Annotated in this window: 11 protein-coding genes; 3 read left to right on the top strand and 8 right to left on the bottom strand. The window is 68.8% G+C overall.

The annotated features are described in order from the left end of the window. Nucleotides 1–54: 54 nt before the first annotated feature. The 5 genes from BFF94_RS06030 to pdxR form a co-directional block, all read right to left on the bottom strand. Nucleotides 55–1146: a porin gene (locus tag BFF94_RS06030; protein WP_128849989.1), complete on the bottom strand. Its 1092-nt coding sequence runs from the start codon at nt 1144–1146 to the stop codon at nt 55–57. A gap of 160 nt (nt 1147–1306) precedes the next feature. After that, the gene (locus tag BFF94_RS06035; RefSeq protein ID WP_219139090.1) at nt 1307–2374 is read right to left on the bottom strand and encodes an ABC transporter ATP-binding protein; all 1068 of its coding nucleotides are present in this window, start codon (nt 2372–2374) and stop codon (nt 1307–1309) included. Then, nucleotides 2367–4139 carry an ABC transporter permease gene (locus BFF94_RS06040; protein WP_128849985.1) on the bottom strand — a complete coding sequence of 591 codons (1773 nt, stop codon included), beginning with the start codon at nt 4137–4139 and terminating at the stop codon, nt 2367–2369. Before BFF94_RS06040 ends, BFF94_RS06035 begins: the two co-directional genes overlap by 8 nt. A gap of 100 nt (nt 4140–4239) precedes the next feature. Further along, entirely contained in the window at nt 4240–5340 is a 1101-nt protein-coding gene (locus BFF94_RS06045) for an ABC transporter substrate-binding protein (protein WP_128849983.1), read from the bottom strand. A gap of 218 nt (nt 5341–5558) precedes the next feature. After that, complete coding sequence (pdxR, locus tag BFF94_RS06050; protein ID WP_128849980.1) at nt 5559–7037, bottom strand: MocR-like pyridoxine biosynthesis transcription factor PdxR; 1479 nt, start codon at nt 7035–7037, stop codon at nt 5559–5561. Between the two features lie 101 nt (nt 7038–7138). Between pdxR and BFF94_RS06055 the strand changes: the two genes are divergently transcribed. The 3 genes from BFF94_RS06055 (at nt 7139) to BFF94_RS06065 (ending at nt 10594) form a co-directional block, all read left to right on the top strand. Next, nucleotides 7139–8374: a multidrug effflux MFS transporter gene (locus BFF94_RS06055; protein ID WP_219139091.1), complete on the top strand. Its 1236-nt coding sequence runs from the start codon at nt 7139–7141 to the stop codon at nt 8372–8374. A 130-nt stretch (nt 8375–8504) separates the two neighbouring features. Then, a complete protein-coding gene (locus BFF94_RS06060; protein WP_128849978.1) occupies nt 8505–9179 on the top strand; it encodes a response regulator in 675 nt (224 codons plus the stop codon). Beyond that, the gene (locus BFF94_RS06065; RefSeq protein WP_128849976.1) at nt 9176–10594 is read left to right on the top strand and encodes a sensor histidine kinase; all 1419 of its coding nucleotides are present in this window, start codon (nt 9176–9178) and stop codon (nt 10592–10594) included. The genes BFF94_RS06060 and BFF94_RS06065 overlap by 4 nt, the downstream gene beginning before the upstream one ends. A gap of 182 nt (nt 10595–10776) precedes the next feature. Here BFF94_RS06065 and BFF94_RS06070 read toward each other — a convergent pair whose 3' ends face one another. The 3 genes from BFF94_RS06070 to BFF94_RS06080 all read right to left on the bottom strand — a co-directional run bounded on the left by BFF94_RS06070 (nt 10777) and on the right by BFF94_RS06080 (nt 13917). Further along, nucleotides 10777–11649 carry an MOSC domain-containing protein gene (locus BFF94_RS06070; RefSeq protein ID WP_128849974.1) on the bottom strand — a complete coding sequence of 291 codons (873 nt, stop codon included), beginning with the start codon at nt 11647–11649 and terminating at the stop codon, nt 10777–10779. Between the two features lie 89 nt (nt 11650–11738). Further along, on the bottom strand, nt 11739–12692 hold the full coding sequence (locus tag BFF94_RS06075; RefSeq protein WP_128849972.1) for an ABC transporter substrate-binding protein: 954 nt from the start codon (nt 12690–12692) through the stop codon (nt 11739–11741). Nucleotides 12693–12729: 37 nt separating this feature from the next. Next, on the bottom strand, nt 12730–13917 hold the full coding sequence (locus BFF94_RS06080) for a c-type cytochrome (protein WP_219139092.1): 1188 nt from the start codon (nt 13915–13917) through the stop codon (nt 12730–12732). Nucleotides 13918–13941: the final 24 nt, after the last annotated feature.

The raw sequence follows: 13941 nt of genomic DNA on the forward strand, positions 1-13941 counted from the left end.
AGCGCGGGCGGCGACGGACGAGGCCCGCCGCCGCTCGCAAAGTCGGCCCCGGAATCAGAACCGCTGCTGGATCCCCGCCGTCACGCCGACCTGCGTGGTGCCGTATCCGGCGAAATCGCGCGACACGCCGACTTTCTCCCCATGCTGCGCGATCGCGAACGCGCCCGCTGCATACAGCACCGTGCGCTTCGACAGCGCGTATTGCGCGCGCACCGACACGAGCGTCGGATCGGCGTCCGTCCCGCCCTTGATGTTCTGGTGATACACGGCCGCGATCAGCAAGAACGTCGGCGTGAACTGGTACGACCCGCCGAGCCAATACATGTCGCTCAACTGGTTCGCGGCAGTGGTGTGATACGTGCGCTTGTAGTTGCGATAGCCGGCCATCGTCTTCAGGTTGCCGAAGTCGTAGCTCAGGCCCGCATGGATGCCTTGAATGTAGTTGACCGTGTCGGCTGGCGTGACGCTGTCGGCCGCGCCGTTCTGCCGATCGAACGTGACCACCGCCGCGAACGGGCCGGTCTCGTAGCCGAGCGCGAAATCGTATTTCGAGCTGGTCTTCATGCTGCCCGGCACGTTGCCGAAGCCGTACAGCGCGCCGAACTTGAAGCCGCTGAATTCGCCGTCGTAGCGCACGGCGTTCGACGAGCGCGTGAACAGGCCGTCCTTGCGCCCGCCCGTCGCCATCGACGACGACGCCCACGAGTAGTTCTGCGCATAACCCATCGGGTCGAACGGCGCCATGTAGTCGTAGGTGACGGTGTAGTTGCGGCCGAGCGACAGTTCGCCCCATTTGCCCTTCAGGCCGACCGTCGCGCGGCGCGCGAAGATCGAGTCGGGGCCGTCGTCGAAGGCGCCGTTCGCGAGATCGATCCCGCTTTCGAGGCGGAACACGGCCTTCAGGCCGCCGCCGAGATCCTCGACGCCGCGCAGGCCCCAGCGCGACGTGTTCTTGTTGCCCGACTTGAGCTTGAACAAATTGCCGCCCTGCGGTGCCGCGTGGTTCGTGTATTCGATGCCGGCATCCATGATCCCGTACATCGTGACCGACGACTGCGCGTGCGCGGCTTGCGCGGCGATGCAGGCCGCGGCGGCCGAGCCCGTGAGGACTACTGTACGTAAGGAACGTTCTGCGCGTGACTTCATTGACGGTGTCTCCTTGGTTCTTTTGTGGGTGGGTGAAACGGATGCGGCACGCAACCGGCCGCGGCGGACGCCGAAGGACGTCCGCCGGACGTGCCCGTCATTGCGTGGCGCGCTGCATGCGGGGTGCAGGCGCGGCGGCGTGCAGGCCGCCGCGATCGGGTCAGCCCGCCGTCGCGAACGCCCAGCAGTCGTTGGTCGGGAATTCGATCCAGTGCTTGCCGGCCGCGCGCGGCACGTGGCCGAACGCGCGCAGGCGCATGTCGCCGCAATGGAACAGGTATTCCCAGCGGTCGCCGAGATACATCGAAGTGACGAGGTCGGCCTGCAGCCGGTTCGCGCCCGGGCCGTCGGTCACCTGCACGCGTTCGAGGCGGATCACGGCCTGCGCATCCTGGCCCGGCGCGAGCGTGTCGCGGGCGAGCGCGCGCAGCTCCCAGCCGTCGCCGGCGAGCGTCACGCATTCGCCGTCGATCGCCGCGACGCGCGCGTCGATCCGGTTGTTGCTGCCCATGAACTCGGCCGTGTACAGCGAGCGCGGCGCGCCGTACAGCTCGGCCGGCGTGCCTTCCTGCTCGATGCGGCCGTTGCGCAGCAGCAGGATGCGATCGGACATCGCCATCGCTTCGGTCTGGTCGTGCGTCACGCACAACGCGGATAGCCCGAGCGACACGATCAGTTCGCGCAGCCACGCACGCGCTTCCTCGCGCAGCTTCGCGTCGAGGTTCGACAGCGGCTCGTCGAGCAGGATCACCGGCGGGTTGTAGACGAGCGCGCGCGCAATCGCGACGCGCTGCTGCTGGCCGCCCGACAACTGGTGCGGAAAGCGTTCCGCGAGATGGCCGAGGCCGAGCTGGTCGAGCGCGCTCTGCACGCGGCGCTTCTGTTCGGCCGCCGAAACGCGGCGCAGCTTCAGCCCGTAGCCGACGTTGTCGGCGACGGTGCGGTGCGGCCACAGCGCGTACGACTGGAACACGAGGCCGAGCGAACGCTGCTCGACGGGCAGGTCGACGCGCTGCGCACCGTCGAAGAACACCCGGTCGTCGAGCTGGATGCGGCCGTCGGACGGCTGTTCGAGGCCGGCCACCGCGCGCAGCAGCGTGGTCTTGCCGCTGCCCGACGCGCCGAGCAGGCACACGACTTCGCCGGCCTTCAGTTCGAACGACACGCCCTTGAGGATCGGATTGGCGCCGTAGCTGAGATGCAGGTCGTCGACGATGAGCTTATCCATGAAGTTTCACTCCGAAGCGCAGGGCCACGCCGAGACCGGCACCGACCATCGCGATGTTGATGACAGAAAGCGCGGCGACCTGGTCGACGGCGCCGGTCGCCCACAGCGACACGAGCAGCGCGCCGATCACTTCGGTGCCGGGCGACAGCAGGTAGACGGCCGTCGAGTATTCGCGCTCGAAGATCATGAAGATCAGGAGCCACGCGGCGAGCAGGCCGAAGCGCACGAGCGGCAGCGTCACGTCGAGCGACACGCGGCTGCGCGTCGCGCCGACGCTGCGGCCGGCTTCCTCGAGCTCGGGGCCGACCTGCAGCAGCGCGCTCTGGATGAGGCGCATCCCGTACGCGAGCCACACAACCGTGTACGCGATCCAGATGCTCCACATCGAGTTCTTCAGCTCGCGCAGGCCGGGGACGAACAGGAAGATCCACAGGAACGCGAGACCGGCGAGCAGGCCGGGCACCGCGCGCGGCAGCAGCACGAGATAGTCGAGCAGCTTGGTCGCCCAGTCGGGGCGGCGGTGGCCGGCGAACGCGACGAGCGAGTAGAAGCCGACCGCGAGCGCGCCGCCGATCACGCCGATACCGAGCGTGTTGACGATCGCGCGCACGAGGTTGTCCTGCTCGAACAGCTCGATGAAGTTCGACAGCGTCAGCACCTCGGCGAGCGCGACGCCTTCGCCCCAGTTGGTCACGAACGCGCGCAGCACGATGCCGGAGAGCGGCACGATCACGGTCAGCATCAGCCACAGCGCGACGATCGCGAGCGCGACCCAGCGCCACACGCCGAGCGGCAGCACGGTTGCGCGGCCGGCCTTGCCCTTCACGGTGACGAAGCGGTTCGCGGTCTTCAGCAGGCGGCGCTGCAGCAGCACGAGCGGGAACGTGATCGCGACGATGCACACGGCGACCGCGGCCATCAGGTGATACGACGGCACGCCGAGCTTGTTGGTCAGCTTGTACAGGTAGGTGGCGAGCACGAGGTGGCCTTCCGGATCGCCGAGCACGAGCGGCAGCCCGAACACCTCGAAGCCGAGGAAGAACACGAGGACCCCGGCGAACAGCAGCGCGGGCATCGTCATCGGCAGGCTCACGTCGAGCGCGACGCGGAACGGGCGGGCGCCCGCCACGCGGGCGGCTTCCTCGACGTCCGAGCCGAGGTTGCGCAGCGCGGCCGACGAGTACAGATACACGTGCGGCACGTGCGTGAGGCCGACGATCACCGTGATCGCGAAGATCGAGTACACGTTCCAGGGTATGTTCTGCACCCCGAACAGTTCCTTGAACCACACCGAGTAGAAGCCGACCGGGCCGACTGCCACCACGTAGCCGAACGCGAGCACCATCGGCGACACGAACACGGGTGTGAGCAGCAGCGGTTCGAGCCAGCGGCGGCCGGGCAGGTTGGTGCGCACCATCAGGAACGCGAGGATGCCGCCTAGCGGGATCGAGATGAACAGCATCCCGCCGGCGATGATGAACGAGTTCTTCACGGCCGACCAGAAGTCGGGATCGCGGAAGACGAAGCGGAAGCCTTCGATGCCGAGCGTCTTGTTCGCGTCGAAGAACGGCGCGGTCAGCAGGCTCTGGAACAGGATGAAGCCGAGCGGCAGCGCGACCGCGACGGTCAGCACCGCGACGACGATCCAGCGCAGCATGCCGGCGAACGGCTGCAGGCTGTTGACCGGCAGCGCGGGAATCGCGCCGCCCTGGCCGGTGGTGAGCGGAACGGCCGGCGCCGTTCCGCGTGTGCTGGTTGAAAGCATGAGTTCGCCCCTGCGGCCATCCGGATGGCCGCCTCTAGGAAGTCGGTAAGGGGAAGGGGCCGCCCGCGCGATGTGCGGCGGGCGGCCTGAGGTCAGCGGCTCAGCGCTTGATCGCCTGCTGCCATTGCTTCAGGAAGGCAAGCCGCTTCGACTGGTCGAGATAGACGAGCAGGCCGGTGCCGATCGGGATCGGCTTCAGCGAATCGCCGAGTTCCTTCGTGAGGCTCGCGGCCGACGTTTCGCCGATCACGTCCGTGCGGATCGCGTACAGGTTCGCCTGGTTAGCGATCAGCGTCTGGCCGCGCTTGGACAGCAGATAGTCGACCCACAGCTTCGCGGCGTTCGGGTTCTTCGCCTTCTTCGAGACCGTGGCGAGGCGGCTCACGATCTGCGTGTAGTCCTTCGGAAACACATAGCCGATCGACTTGTCCTTCTTCGCCTTCGCATACGCATACGAACCGATGATGTTGTAGCCGATCAGGTTCTCGCCCGACGAGATCCGCTCCATCATCGCGCCCGTGCTCGACTGCAGCTTCGGGCCGGTCGCGCCGATCGCCTTCACGAGCTCCCACGTGACCTTCTCGTTCACGTGCGCATCCTGAGTCAGGCTGTTGAAGCCGACGCCCGATTTCTCGATGTCGTAGGTCGTGACCTTGCCCTTGAACTTGTCGGCCTGCGTGGTGAGCAGCTTGATCAGGTCGGCGCGCGTCGTCGGCACTTCGTTCTCGGGGATCAGGCGCTTGTTGTAGACGATCGCGAGCGGCTCGAACGTCGTGCCGTACGCCAGCTTCTGGTATTGCGCCCACTGCGGCACGTTCGCGCTTTCGGGCGAGTCGTACGGGGCCATCAGGCCGTCGTTGACGAGCTTGACCTGCAGGTCCATCGCCGAGCTCCACAGCACGTCGGCGCTCGTGCTGCTCGCCGCGTTCTCGCTGATGTAGCGGTTGTACAGCTCGGTGCTGTTCATGTCGTTGTACTCGACCTTGACGCCGTACAGGCTTTCGAAATCCTTGATCAGCGGACGCACGAGGCCCGTGTCGGTCGTCGAGTAGACGATCAGCTTGCCTTCCTTCTTCGCGGCGTCGATCACGCCCTGGTAGCTACCCGGATAGCCGGCCGGAACCTGCGCGGCGGCGTTGCCGGCGGCAGTGCCCAGAGCGACCGCCAGCGCGGTGGCGAGGTGCTTCGGTGCAAACGGCATGTCTTCCTCCAGTTACGTATAGGTGTTGTTCGAGTGACGCGGATGTTAATTGCGGGGCACTTTCAGCCTGCTTTCATTTCCGTTCACAATCGTGTCGTTTGTGTCATGGATTTCCCGGAGTCGAAGCGGCGGCGGCCGCGGGTTTCGCGGCCCGCGGCACGGTTTGACAAGCCAGGGAAGCGAGTCGCCGCCAAGCGCGGCAACGATGGCAACGGCGGCTACGCGGGTTGCGCCAGCAGCTTGCCGAGGATTCGGCCGCCATGCCGCGCGTGCGCGGCTGTCAGTGCGGCGTACCCGATGACGACGCCCGCTTCGCACCGGGCGCTTCGGCAGAATTCGCGGATCGGCTGCAATGCGATGCCGGCCGCATGGGCCTGCGCGACATAGGACGCGTCGTCCATTCCGGGCGGCAGCCACAGCACGAAATGAAAGCCCGCGTGCTCGCCGGACACCGCGTACGGTCCGCCGGCGTGCTTCGCCAACTGATCGAGCACGATGTCGCGCCGCTGCCGGTACGCGTGGCGGCAGGCGCGCAGGTGCTTCGCAAAATCGCCGTGGCCGATGAAGCGGGCCAGCGCAAGCTGGGGCGCCGCGCCGACCGAGCGCGCGGTCGCGTGCCACACGGCCGACAGCGCCGGCCGCAGTTCCGCCGGCATGACCATGAAGCCGATGCGCAGCCCCGAGAACAGCGTCTTGTTGAACGAGCCGCAGTAGATCACGCGATCGCACGCGTCGAGCGATTTCAGCGCAGGCAGCGGGGCGGTCTGGTAGCTGAATTCGCCGTCGTAGTCGTCTTCGATGATCCACGCGCGGTTGCGCTGCGCCCAGTCGAGCAGTTCGAGCCGGCGCGACACCGACATCGTGATGCCTAGCGGCGCCTGATGGGCGGGCGTCACGTAGGCGGCGCGCGCATCGGGATAGCGGTCCAGCGACGCCGTGTCGATCCCTTCGCGATCGACCGGCACGTCGATCACGGTCGCGCCCGCGATCGTGAAAATCTGCCAGGCCGACGCATAGCCGGGATCTTCCATCAGCACCGTCGAGCCGGGCGCGAGCAGGGTTCGCGCGACGAGATCGATCGAATGCCGGATGCCGGTCGTGATGAAGATGTCGCCGGCCTCGCACGGGATGCCGCGGTATTCCCGCAGATACGCGGCGATTTCGTCGCGCAGCCCTTCGACGCCTTGCGCGGGCGTTGCCCCGAGGTCGTTTGCCGTCGCGGCGAGCAGGCTCGCCCCGAGCGCCTTCTTCCATTGCTGCATCGGCAGCAGGCCGGGATCGGCGAGCCGCGCGACGAACGGGACGCCCGGACGCACGCCATGCTCCGGCTCGGCCGTGTCGGCCGGCGCCGGGGGCGCGGCGGTGCGAGTCGGGCCGCCGTCGCGCGACTGCGCGGCCGCGCGCAGATAGCTGTCCGGCACCACCGCGCAGACCCTCGACCCGGCACCTCGCGTGCGTGCGATGTAGCCCTCGGAGCACAACCGGTCGTATGCCGCTTCGACGGTTCCCCGTGCGATGCCCCAGCGCGCGGCCAGGGTCCGGCTCGACGGCAGCGGGCTGTCGCCGGGCAGCAGGCGCTTCAGGATCGCGTCGCGAATCGCGTCGGCAATGCACTCCTGCTTCGACTGCGGGCTGCCGGTCGTCAGGCCGGAAGGGCACGGCAGATCAAGCGGAATCGCGGCTTTGCCTCGCGGCATAGTGGTCCAGTCGATATTCAATTTAATGGTCCTTCAGCTTATATCACTTTCCCCTTAGATTGCTGTCGACCACACCCATCCGACCGAAACGGACTTACCGCATGAAGACGCGTTCCTTGCCCCAGCGGGGCTGGCTGTTCCTGTTGATGCTCGTCGTGTGCCTGCCGCGCGTCACGATCGATGCGTACCTGCCGTCGCTGCCCGCGATGGCGGACGCGCTGCATGGCACCGATGCCCAGTTGCAGCTCACGCTGACCCTCTACATGGTCGGCTATGCGCTGTCGATGCTGGTGTCGGGGCCGTTGTCCGACCGCTACGGCCGTCGTCCCGTGCTCGTCGGCGGCCTGTGCCTTTACGTCGTCGCGAGCGTGGCCTGTGCGTTGTCGACCAGCATTCCGGCGCTGATCGCCGCGCGCGTGTTCCAGGCGCTGGGCGGCTGCAGCGGCACCGTGATCGGGCGCGTGATCGTGCGCGAGCGCTTTCCGGCCGCGACGCAGGCCACGATGCTCGGCCATATTTCGGCCGGCATGGCGCTGTCGCCGGTGATTGCGCCGCTGGCAGGCAGTGCGATTGCCGAGTGGCTCGGCTGGCGCGGCGTGTTCGGATGGCTGGCGGCGGGCGGGCTGGTCGCGACCGCGATGGTGCTGCGCTACCTGCCCGAGACCCGCGAACGCGACGCGCGGCCGCAGCCCGGCCCCGGGCTCCTGCGGACCTACGCAGGCCTGCTGCGCGACCGCCGTTTCCTGCGCTACTCGCTGGCGATCAGCTTCGCTTACTGCACGTACTATCCGTTCATCGCGGAATCGTCGACGCTGTTCCAGCGGCAAATCGGGGTGTCGGGCCCGGTCTATGCGGCGATCTTCGGCGTGACCGTGCTCGGTTACCTGATCGGCTCGAGCGTGTTCGCGCGGGCCAGTGGCCGCTGGAAAGCCGATTCGGTCATCGCGGCGGCGGCAGGCGTCAATCTGGCCGGCGCCGCCGTGCTGTGGGGCGCAGGCGCTGCCGCCCCCGCTGCGGTGGCGGCCCTCGTCGTGCCGATGTTCTTCGTGATGATTGCCGTCGGGATCGCGATCCCGGCCTGCCAGTTTGCGGTGATGCAGCCGTACACGAAGATTGCCGGCACGGCGTCGGGACTGTTCTTCTTTATCCAGATGGCGATCACGGCCGCGTGCGGCGGCGTGCTGGCGTGGCTGTCGGACGGCACGGCCCGCCCGATGATTGCCGTCACGGTTGGCGCGAGCGTCGCGTTCCTGGCGGTGGTGGTCGGTCTGCGCGAACGGAGCGTTGCCGGCGGTTCGCGTTTCGCGACGGGGAAACGTCCCGCTGCGGAGCGATGAGCGACGCTCGACCGGGTGGCGCGTCGCGTCGCGCGTTCGCAGGGACCGCACAACCGGTGTTTCCGCGAGGCGTCGACATGGAAAGGATCATGTAATGTAGCGGCCTGTCGCTGACCTTACCGGAATCCCCATGCGTGTGCTGCTCGTCGAAGACAATCCGAACCTGGCCCAGTCGCTGAACGACGCGTTGAGCGCCGCGCGCTTCGCGGTCGATCACATGGCGGACGGCGAGGCGGCGGATCACGTGCTGCGCACGCAGGATTACGCGCTGGTGATCCTCGATCTTGGGCTGCCGAAGCTCGACGGGCTGGAGGTGCTGCGGCGGCTGCGCGCGCGCCGCAATCCGGTGCCGGTGCTGATTCTCACCGCGCACGGGTCGGTGGAGGACCGCGTGAAGGGGCTCGATCTCGGCGCCGACGACTATCTCGCGAAACCGTTCGAGCTGACCGAGCTGGAGGCGCGCGCCCGCGCGCTGATCCGGCGCAGCCTCGGCCACGAGCATTCGCGGGTCGAATGCGGGCCGCTTTCGTATGACAGTATCGACCGCAGCTTCAACCTCGCGGGCGAGCCGCTGTCGCTCACGCCGCGCGAGCGCTCGGTGCTCGAGGTGCTGATCCTGCGCAACGGCCGCGCGATCAACAAGGACACGCTGTCGGAGAAGATCTTCGGGCTCGACGAGTCGGTCAACGCCGATGCGATCGAGATCTACGTGTACCGGCTGCGCAAGAAGCTGGAAAACACGGGCGTCGCGATCGTCACGCTGCGCGGGCTGGGTTATTTGCTCGAAGCGAAGGCAGTGGAATGACCCGCCCGAACCTGCGCACGCAGGTCGCGCTGTGGCTGCTGCTGCCGTTGCTCGGTCTGCTCGCGCTCGATTCGTGGCTCACGTACCAGCGCGCGATGAGCGCCGCGCACGTCGCGTTCGACCGCACGCTGTCGTCGTCGCTGAAGTCGATCCGCGAAGGCGTGCGGCTCAACGACGGCGAGATCGAGGTCGACCTGCCGTATCTCGCGCTCGAAATGCTCGAATCGAGCGACGGCGGCAAGGTCTACTACCTGATCCGCGAGGACAACGGCCACACGATCACCGGCTACCCGGACCTGCCGCTGCCGCAAGGGCGCGACGCGGGCGACGGCGCGCTGTTCGTCACGCGCTACTACGACGTCGTGTATCGCGGCGAGCAGTTGCGGATGGCCGCGCTGCGCATCCCGGTGCACGACGTGCCGACCGCGCAGTCGCGCATCGTGTGGGTGATGGTCGGCGAGACGATCGAGGCGCGCCAGGCGCTCGCGCGCGAGATCCTGATCGGTTCACTGCTGCAGGAAGGGCTGCTCGTCGTGCTCGCGCTCGGGATCGTGTGGCTCGGCGTCGGGCGCGGGCTGCGGCCGCTGAACCGGCTGTCGGCGACGGTCGCCGCGCGCAGCGAGGACGACACGACGCCGCTCGATACCGGCGCGATGCCGAGCGAGCTGGCGCCGCTCGTCGATTCGATCAACCAGTACATCGGCCGCACGCAGCGGATGCAGGTCGCGCGGCGCCGTTTCTTCGCGGATGCGGCCCATCAGCTGAAGACGCCGCTCGCGGCCGTGCAGGCCGGCGTCGAGCTCGCGCTGCGGCCCGACGAGCAGCCGCGCGCGAACGTGCACCTGCGGCGCGCGAACGGCGCGGTGCGGCAGGCCGCGAAGATCGTCCAGCAACTGCTGTCGCTGTCGCGGCTCGATTCGGACAGCGGCCATGCGGTCACGCACAAGCCGGTCGCGCTGCACCGGCTCGCGCGCAGCGTGACGCTCGACTGGTCGCCGGTGGCCCGTGCGCGCGACATCGATCTCGGCTTCGAGCACGACGCCGACGTCGACGTGCTCGGCCAGCCCGACCTGCTCGGCGAGATGATCGGCAACCTGATCGACAACGCGATCCGCTATGCGAGCGACCGCGCGGTGATCACCGTGCGCGTGTCGCGCGACGGCGGGCACGCGCGGCTCGACGTGATCGACAACGGGCCGGGGATTCCCGCGGACGAGCGCGACGCGGTGTTCGAGCGCTTCCATCGCGGCAGCAAGACGCAGACCGTCGAAGGCACGGGGCTCGGGTTGTCGATCGTGCGCGAGATCGCGCGGGTGCATCAGGGCAGGGTGACGCTCGCCGATGCGGCGGGTGGCGGGTTGGTCGTGACGATCCGGCTGCCGGCGGTGAACGAGGCGGGGCTGCGCGCCGCGTGATGGCGTGTGGCGTGCGACAAGGATTCGGTCGCCGCGCCACCGCCGCGCAAGCGCGAGCAGGGACGAACATCGACCGGTCATGCACGTTCCCGCGCACGTTCCGGTTCGAATCACGGCGCCGGCCTGCGCGCCGGACCGGCTGCTTCGCGACTGCGAAGGCTATGCCCCTCCGCGAACCCGGCTCAATCGCCGAACCCGATCTCCGCTTCGACCGGCTGGCCGATTTCGAGCCACGCGCCCGCGCCTTCGACGACGATCGCGTTGATGCCGAACGTCAGCGCGTCGTCGTAGTTCGGGTTCGCGCGATAGGTCTGCATCGTGTCGGTCGGCTCGTGCGGCCATGCGGGGTCGGGCGCGCCGGTGACCTGGTCGATCGTCGGCATCGGGCAGCGCGTGCACAGCTTCACGAGGCGCAGCCGCACGGGCGTCGAGCCATCGGCTTCGGTGTCGAGGTGTTCGACGAAATCCTCTTCGTACGCATCGAGATCCGACACGACGATGTTCGGACGGAAGCGGTTCATCGGAATCGCCGGCGCGCCTTTCGCGGCGAGCCGCGTGTTCAGGTCGTCGAGCGACGACTGGCCGATCACGAGCAGCGGGTAGCCGTCCGCGAACTGCGTGTGCGTATCGATCTCGCCGGTCCATTTGCGGCTGCAGCCGCGGCGCGCGTCGGGCCCGAAGCGTGCGAGCTTCATGGGCATGCCGAGAAATTCGGTGAGCCACGCGGCCGTTTCGGCGCCCGTGTCGATCGCGTCGACGGTGTCGCGCCAGACGGTCGCGGCCATTTTCGGCGTGGCGGGCGATACGTCGCCGTCGAGCGGCGTACGGATCTCGCGCATGCCCGGCGCGTTCAGCACGAGCGTATCGCTGTCGAGCGCGGGGCGGATCAGCGCAAGGCGCGGGTGCGTGCGCTGCGTGATCATCTGCCCGTCGGGATCGGTGATCAGCCAGTGGCGGTCGTACGCGAGGCCCGTCTCGAGCAGTTGCGCGCGCGACAGCGCGATGCCGGCGCAGGATTTGATCGGGTAGACGAAGAGTTCGGTGATGGCTGGCATGACGCTGGCTGAAGGCGGGGTGGTCGAATCGCGATTGTGCCAGATCGTGCCGAAGCCGTTCGGGCGGCTGTGTACCGCCGCGCGGCCGGTTACGCGAGCGGGAAGCCGGAGTCGAAGGTCGTGCGCACGTCGAGCGGCCGGCGCAGCAGCCCGGCCTTCAGGTAGAAATCGGCCGTGCGCTGCTGTTCGGCGATCACCGTCGCGTCGATCGGCAGCCAGCGCGTGTTCCGGCGCTGGAACTGCAGCTGCGCGGCGGCCGGCGGAATGCCGATGATGCGCGCGAGCGCCGCGGAATACGCGTCGACATGCCGGTACGACCACGTCTGCGCGCGCACGACGCGCCGCAGGAAATCGTGCAATACGTCGCGCTTCGACGCGATCGCCGCGTCGGTCGCCGCGACGTAGCTAAGGCCCGACCAGAGGCCACGGCCGTTGACGAGCACGCGCGCACGGCCGCTCGTTTCGGCGAGCGCGGTATAGGGCTCCCAGGTCGCCCATGCGTCGATCGAGCCGGTTGCAAGCGCAAGCATCGTGTCGGCCGGCGGCAGGAAGCGGAACGACACGGCGTCGGGCGGCAGGCCGGCCGCGTCGAGCGCCTTCAGCGTGACGAAATGGCCGATCGAGCCGCGCGTGGTGCCGATCCGCTTGCCCTTCAGGTCCGCCGCGCCTTGCAGCGGTGCGTCGGGCCGCACGAGCACGGCCGTGCCATACGGATCGGAACGGTTTGCGCCGATCACCTTGATGCGTGCGCCCGATGCGAGCGCGAAGATCACCGGCGCGTCGCCGATCGGCCCGCAGTCGACGGCGGCCGCGTTCAGCGCTTCGGCAAGCGGCGCGGCGGCCGGGAACTCGGTCCACGCGATGTCATATCCGAGGCCGTTCAGTTCGCCGGCCGCTTCGAGCAGCGCGCGCAGCCCGCCTTTCTGGTCGCCCGCGCGCAGCAGCGGCCGTGCGCCCGATTGCGCGCGCAGTGCGGCCGGGGCTGCGGCGATCGTGGCGAGGGCGCTCGCCTGTGCGAGGAAATGGCGTCGGGTCGGATTCATCGTGAAGTTCGGTCGGAAGAAAGGTTCAGGGATTCATTCAATGCGGGAGCCCGGCCTGCACGTCGCGCACGGGTTCCGTGTCGACGCGCAGCAGCAGCGCGGACAGCGGATCGCCGTTATCGACAGGCATGGCCGGCCGTGCAGCGGTATCGGAACGGCACAGCAGGTCGGCGTTCGACCAGCCGGCGCTGCCCGGCAACGCGCGCGCCCGCAGCCAGCCGCGGCGATCGGCGAGCAGTTGCGTGCCGCCGAGCGCGTCCGGCGCCACACCCGCGATCGTCGCGAACGCGAGCCACGCATCGGGCGTCGCTGCGACGCAGTTCGCGCGCGTGCTGCCCGATGCGCTCGGCGGCACGGGCACACCGCGCGCCGTGACGAGCAAGGTCTGCCAGCGCGCGTCTTCCGGCGGCGGCGTCGCGCCCGGCGCGAGCGCGACGATGCGCAGACGCTGGCCTTCGCGCCAGCGATCGAGCGGTTCAGGCGCGGCGGCGCCGCAGCGCACGTCGAGCGCCGGCAGCGGGACGGGCACGGGCCACGCGCCTTCCGCCTGCGCGCCGCTGCCCGCGGCGAGCGCTTTCAGGTAGTCGAGCACGGCCCACGTGTCCTGCGGGTCGAGCGTCGCGGCGAAGCCGGGCATCGTCGATGCGCCGTGTTCGTCGCGCGTGCCGTGGCGGACACGCCAGAACAGTTCGCCGTCGAGACGACGCGCGAGCAACGCACCGGCGAAGGTCGGCGGCCAGTGCGCGAGCGTGGCCGCGAGCGGCCCTTCGCCACGGCCGTCCGCGCCGTGGCAGGCCGCGCAGTGCTGCGCATACAGGTGCGCGCCGCGCACCACGTTCGATACGGAAAACGGCGCGGGATCGCGCTGGAAACTGGTCGGCACGGCGGGCGAGAGCCACAGCGACGACGGCGGCCACGGTGCGAACCAGGCAACGGCCAGCGCGGCGATCGCCAATGCGAAACGCCGCCTGCGCGAAGCGAGCGCGATGCAGGCGAGCACGACGGCCAGTGCCGTCGCCACGCTGGCGAATGCGAGTTGCCGCGTGAGTCCCGCGTCGATGCGCAGCGTCTCGAGAGCGATGCGGTGCGCCCACGGCCACGCGGCTTGCCCGTCGGCGTCGCCGGTCAGCCCGGCCGCATGCAGCACGCGCGCCAGCGCGATCTGCGCGCGATACAGCCCTTGCAGGAACACGAGCGCCCAGTCGGCGAACGGCGGCGCGTTCATCGGCTACGTTCCCGCCGCGCGGCG

The organism is Burkholderia catarinensis (assembly GCF_001883705.2).
In the GTDB taxonomy this organism is placed as follows: domain Bacteria; phylum Pseudomonadota; class Gammaproteobacteria; order Burkholderiales; family Burkholderiaceae; genus Burkholderia; species Burkholderia catarinensis.

Excerpts from the sequence above, each read along its gene's own strand:
- BFF94_RS06075 (WP_128849972.1), bottom strand. The coding sequence starts at position 12,692 with ATGAATCCGACCCGACGCCATTTCCTCGCACAGGCGAGCGCCCTCGCC.
- BFF94_RS06055 (WP_219139091.1), top strand. The coding sequence starts at position 7,139 with ATGAAGACGCGTTCCTTGCCCCAGCGGGGCTGGCTGTTCCTGTTGATG.
- BFF94_RS06035 (WP_219139090.1), bottom strand. The coding sequence starts at position 2,374 with ATGGATAAGCTCATCGTCGACGACCTGCATCTCAGCTACGGCGCCAAT.
- BFF94_RS06030 (WP_128849989.1), bottom strand. The coding sequence starts at position 1,146 with ATGAAGTCACGCGCAGAACGTTCCTTACGTACAGTAGTCCTCACGGGC.
- BFF94_RS06045 (WP_128849983.1), bottom strand. The coding sequence starts at position 5,340 with ATGCCGTTTGCACCGAAGCACCTCGCCACCGCGCTGGCGGTCGCTCTG.
- BFF94_RS06080 (WP_219139092.1), bottom strand. The coding sequence starts at position 13,917 with ATGAACGCGCCGCCGTTCGCCGACTGGGCGCTCGTGTTCCTGCAAGGG.
- BFF94_RS06065 (WP_128849976.1), top strand. The coding sequence starts at position 9,176 with ATGACCCGCCCGAACCTGCGCACGCAGGTCGCGCTGTGGCTGCTGCTG.
- BFF94_RS06060 (WP_128849978.1), top strand. The coding sequence starts at position 8,505 with ATGCGTGTGCTGCTCGTCGAAGACAATCCGAACCTGGCCCAGTCGCTG.
- BFF94_RS06070 (WP_128849974.1), bottom strand. The coding sequence starts at position 11,649 with ATGCCAGCCATCACCGAACTCTTCGTCTACCCGATCAAATCCTGCGCC.
- pdxR (WP_128849980.1), bottom strand. The coding sequence starts at position 7,037 with ATGCCGCGAGGCAAAGCCGCGATTCCGCTTGATCTGCCGTGCCCTTCC.
- BFF94_RS06040 (WP_128849985.1), bottom strand. The coding sequence starts at position 4,139 with ATGCTTTCAACCAGCACACGCGGAACGGCGCCGGCCGTTCCGCTCACC.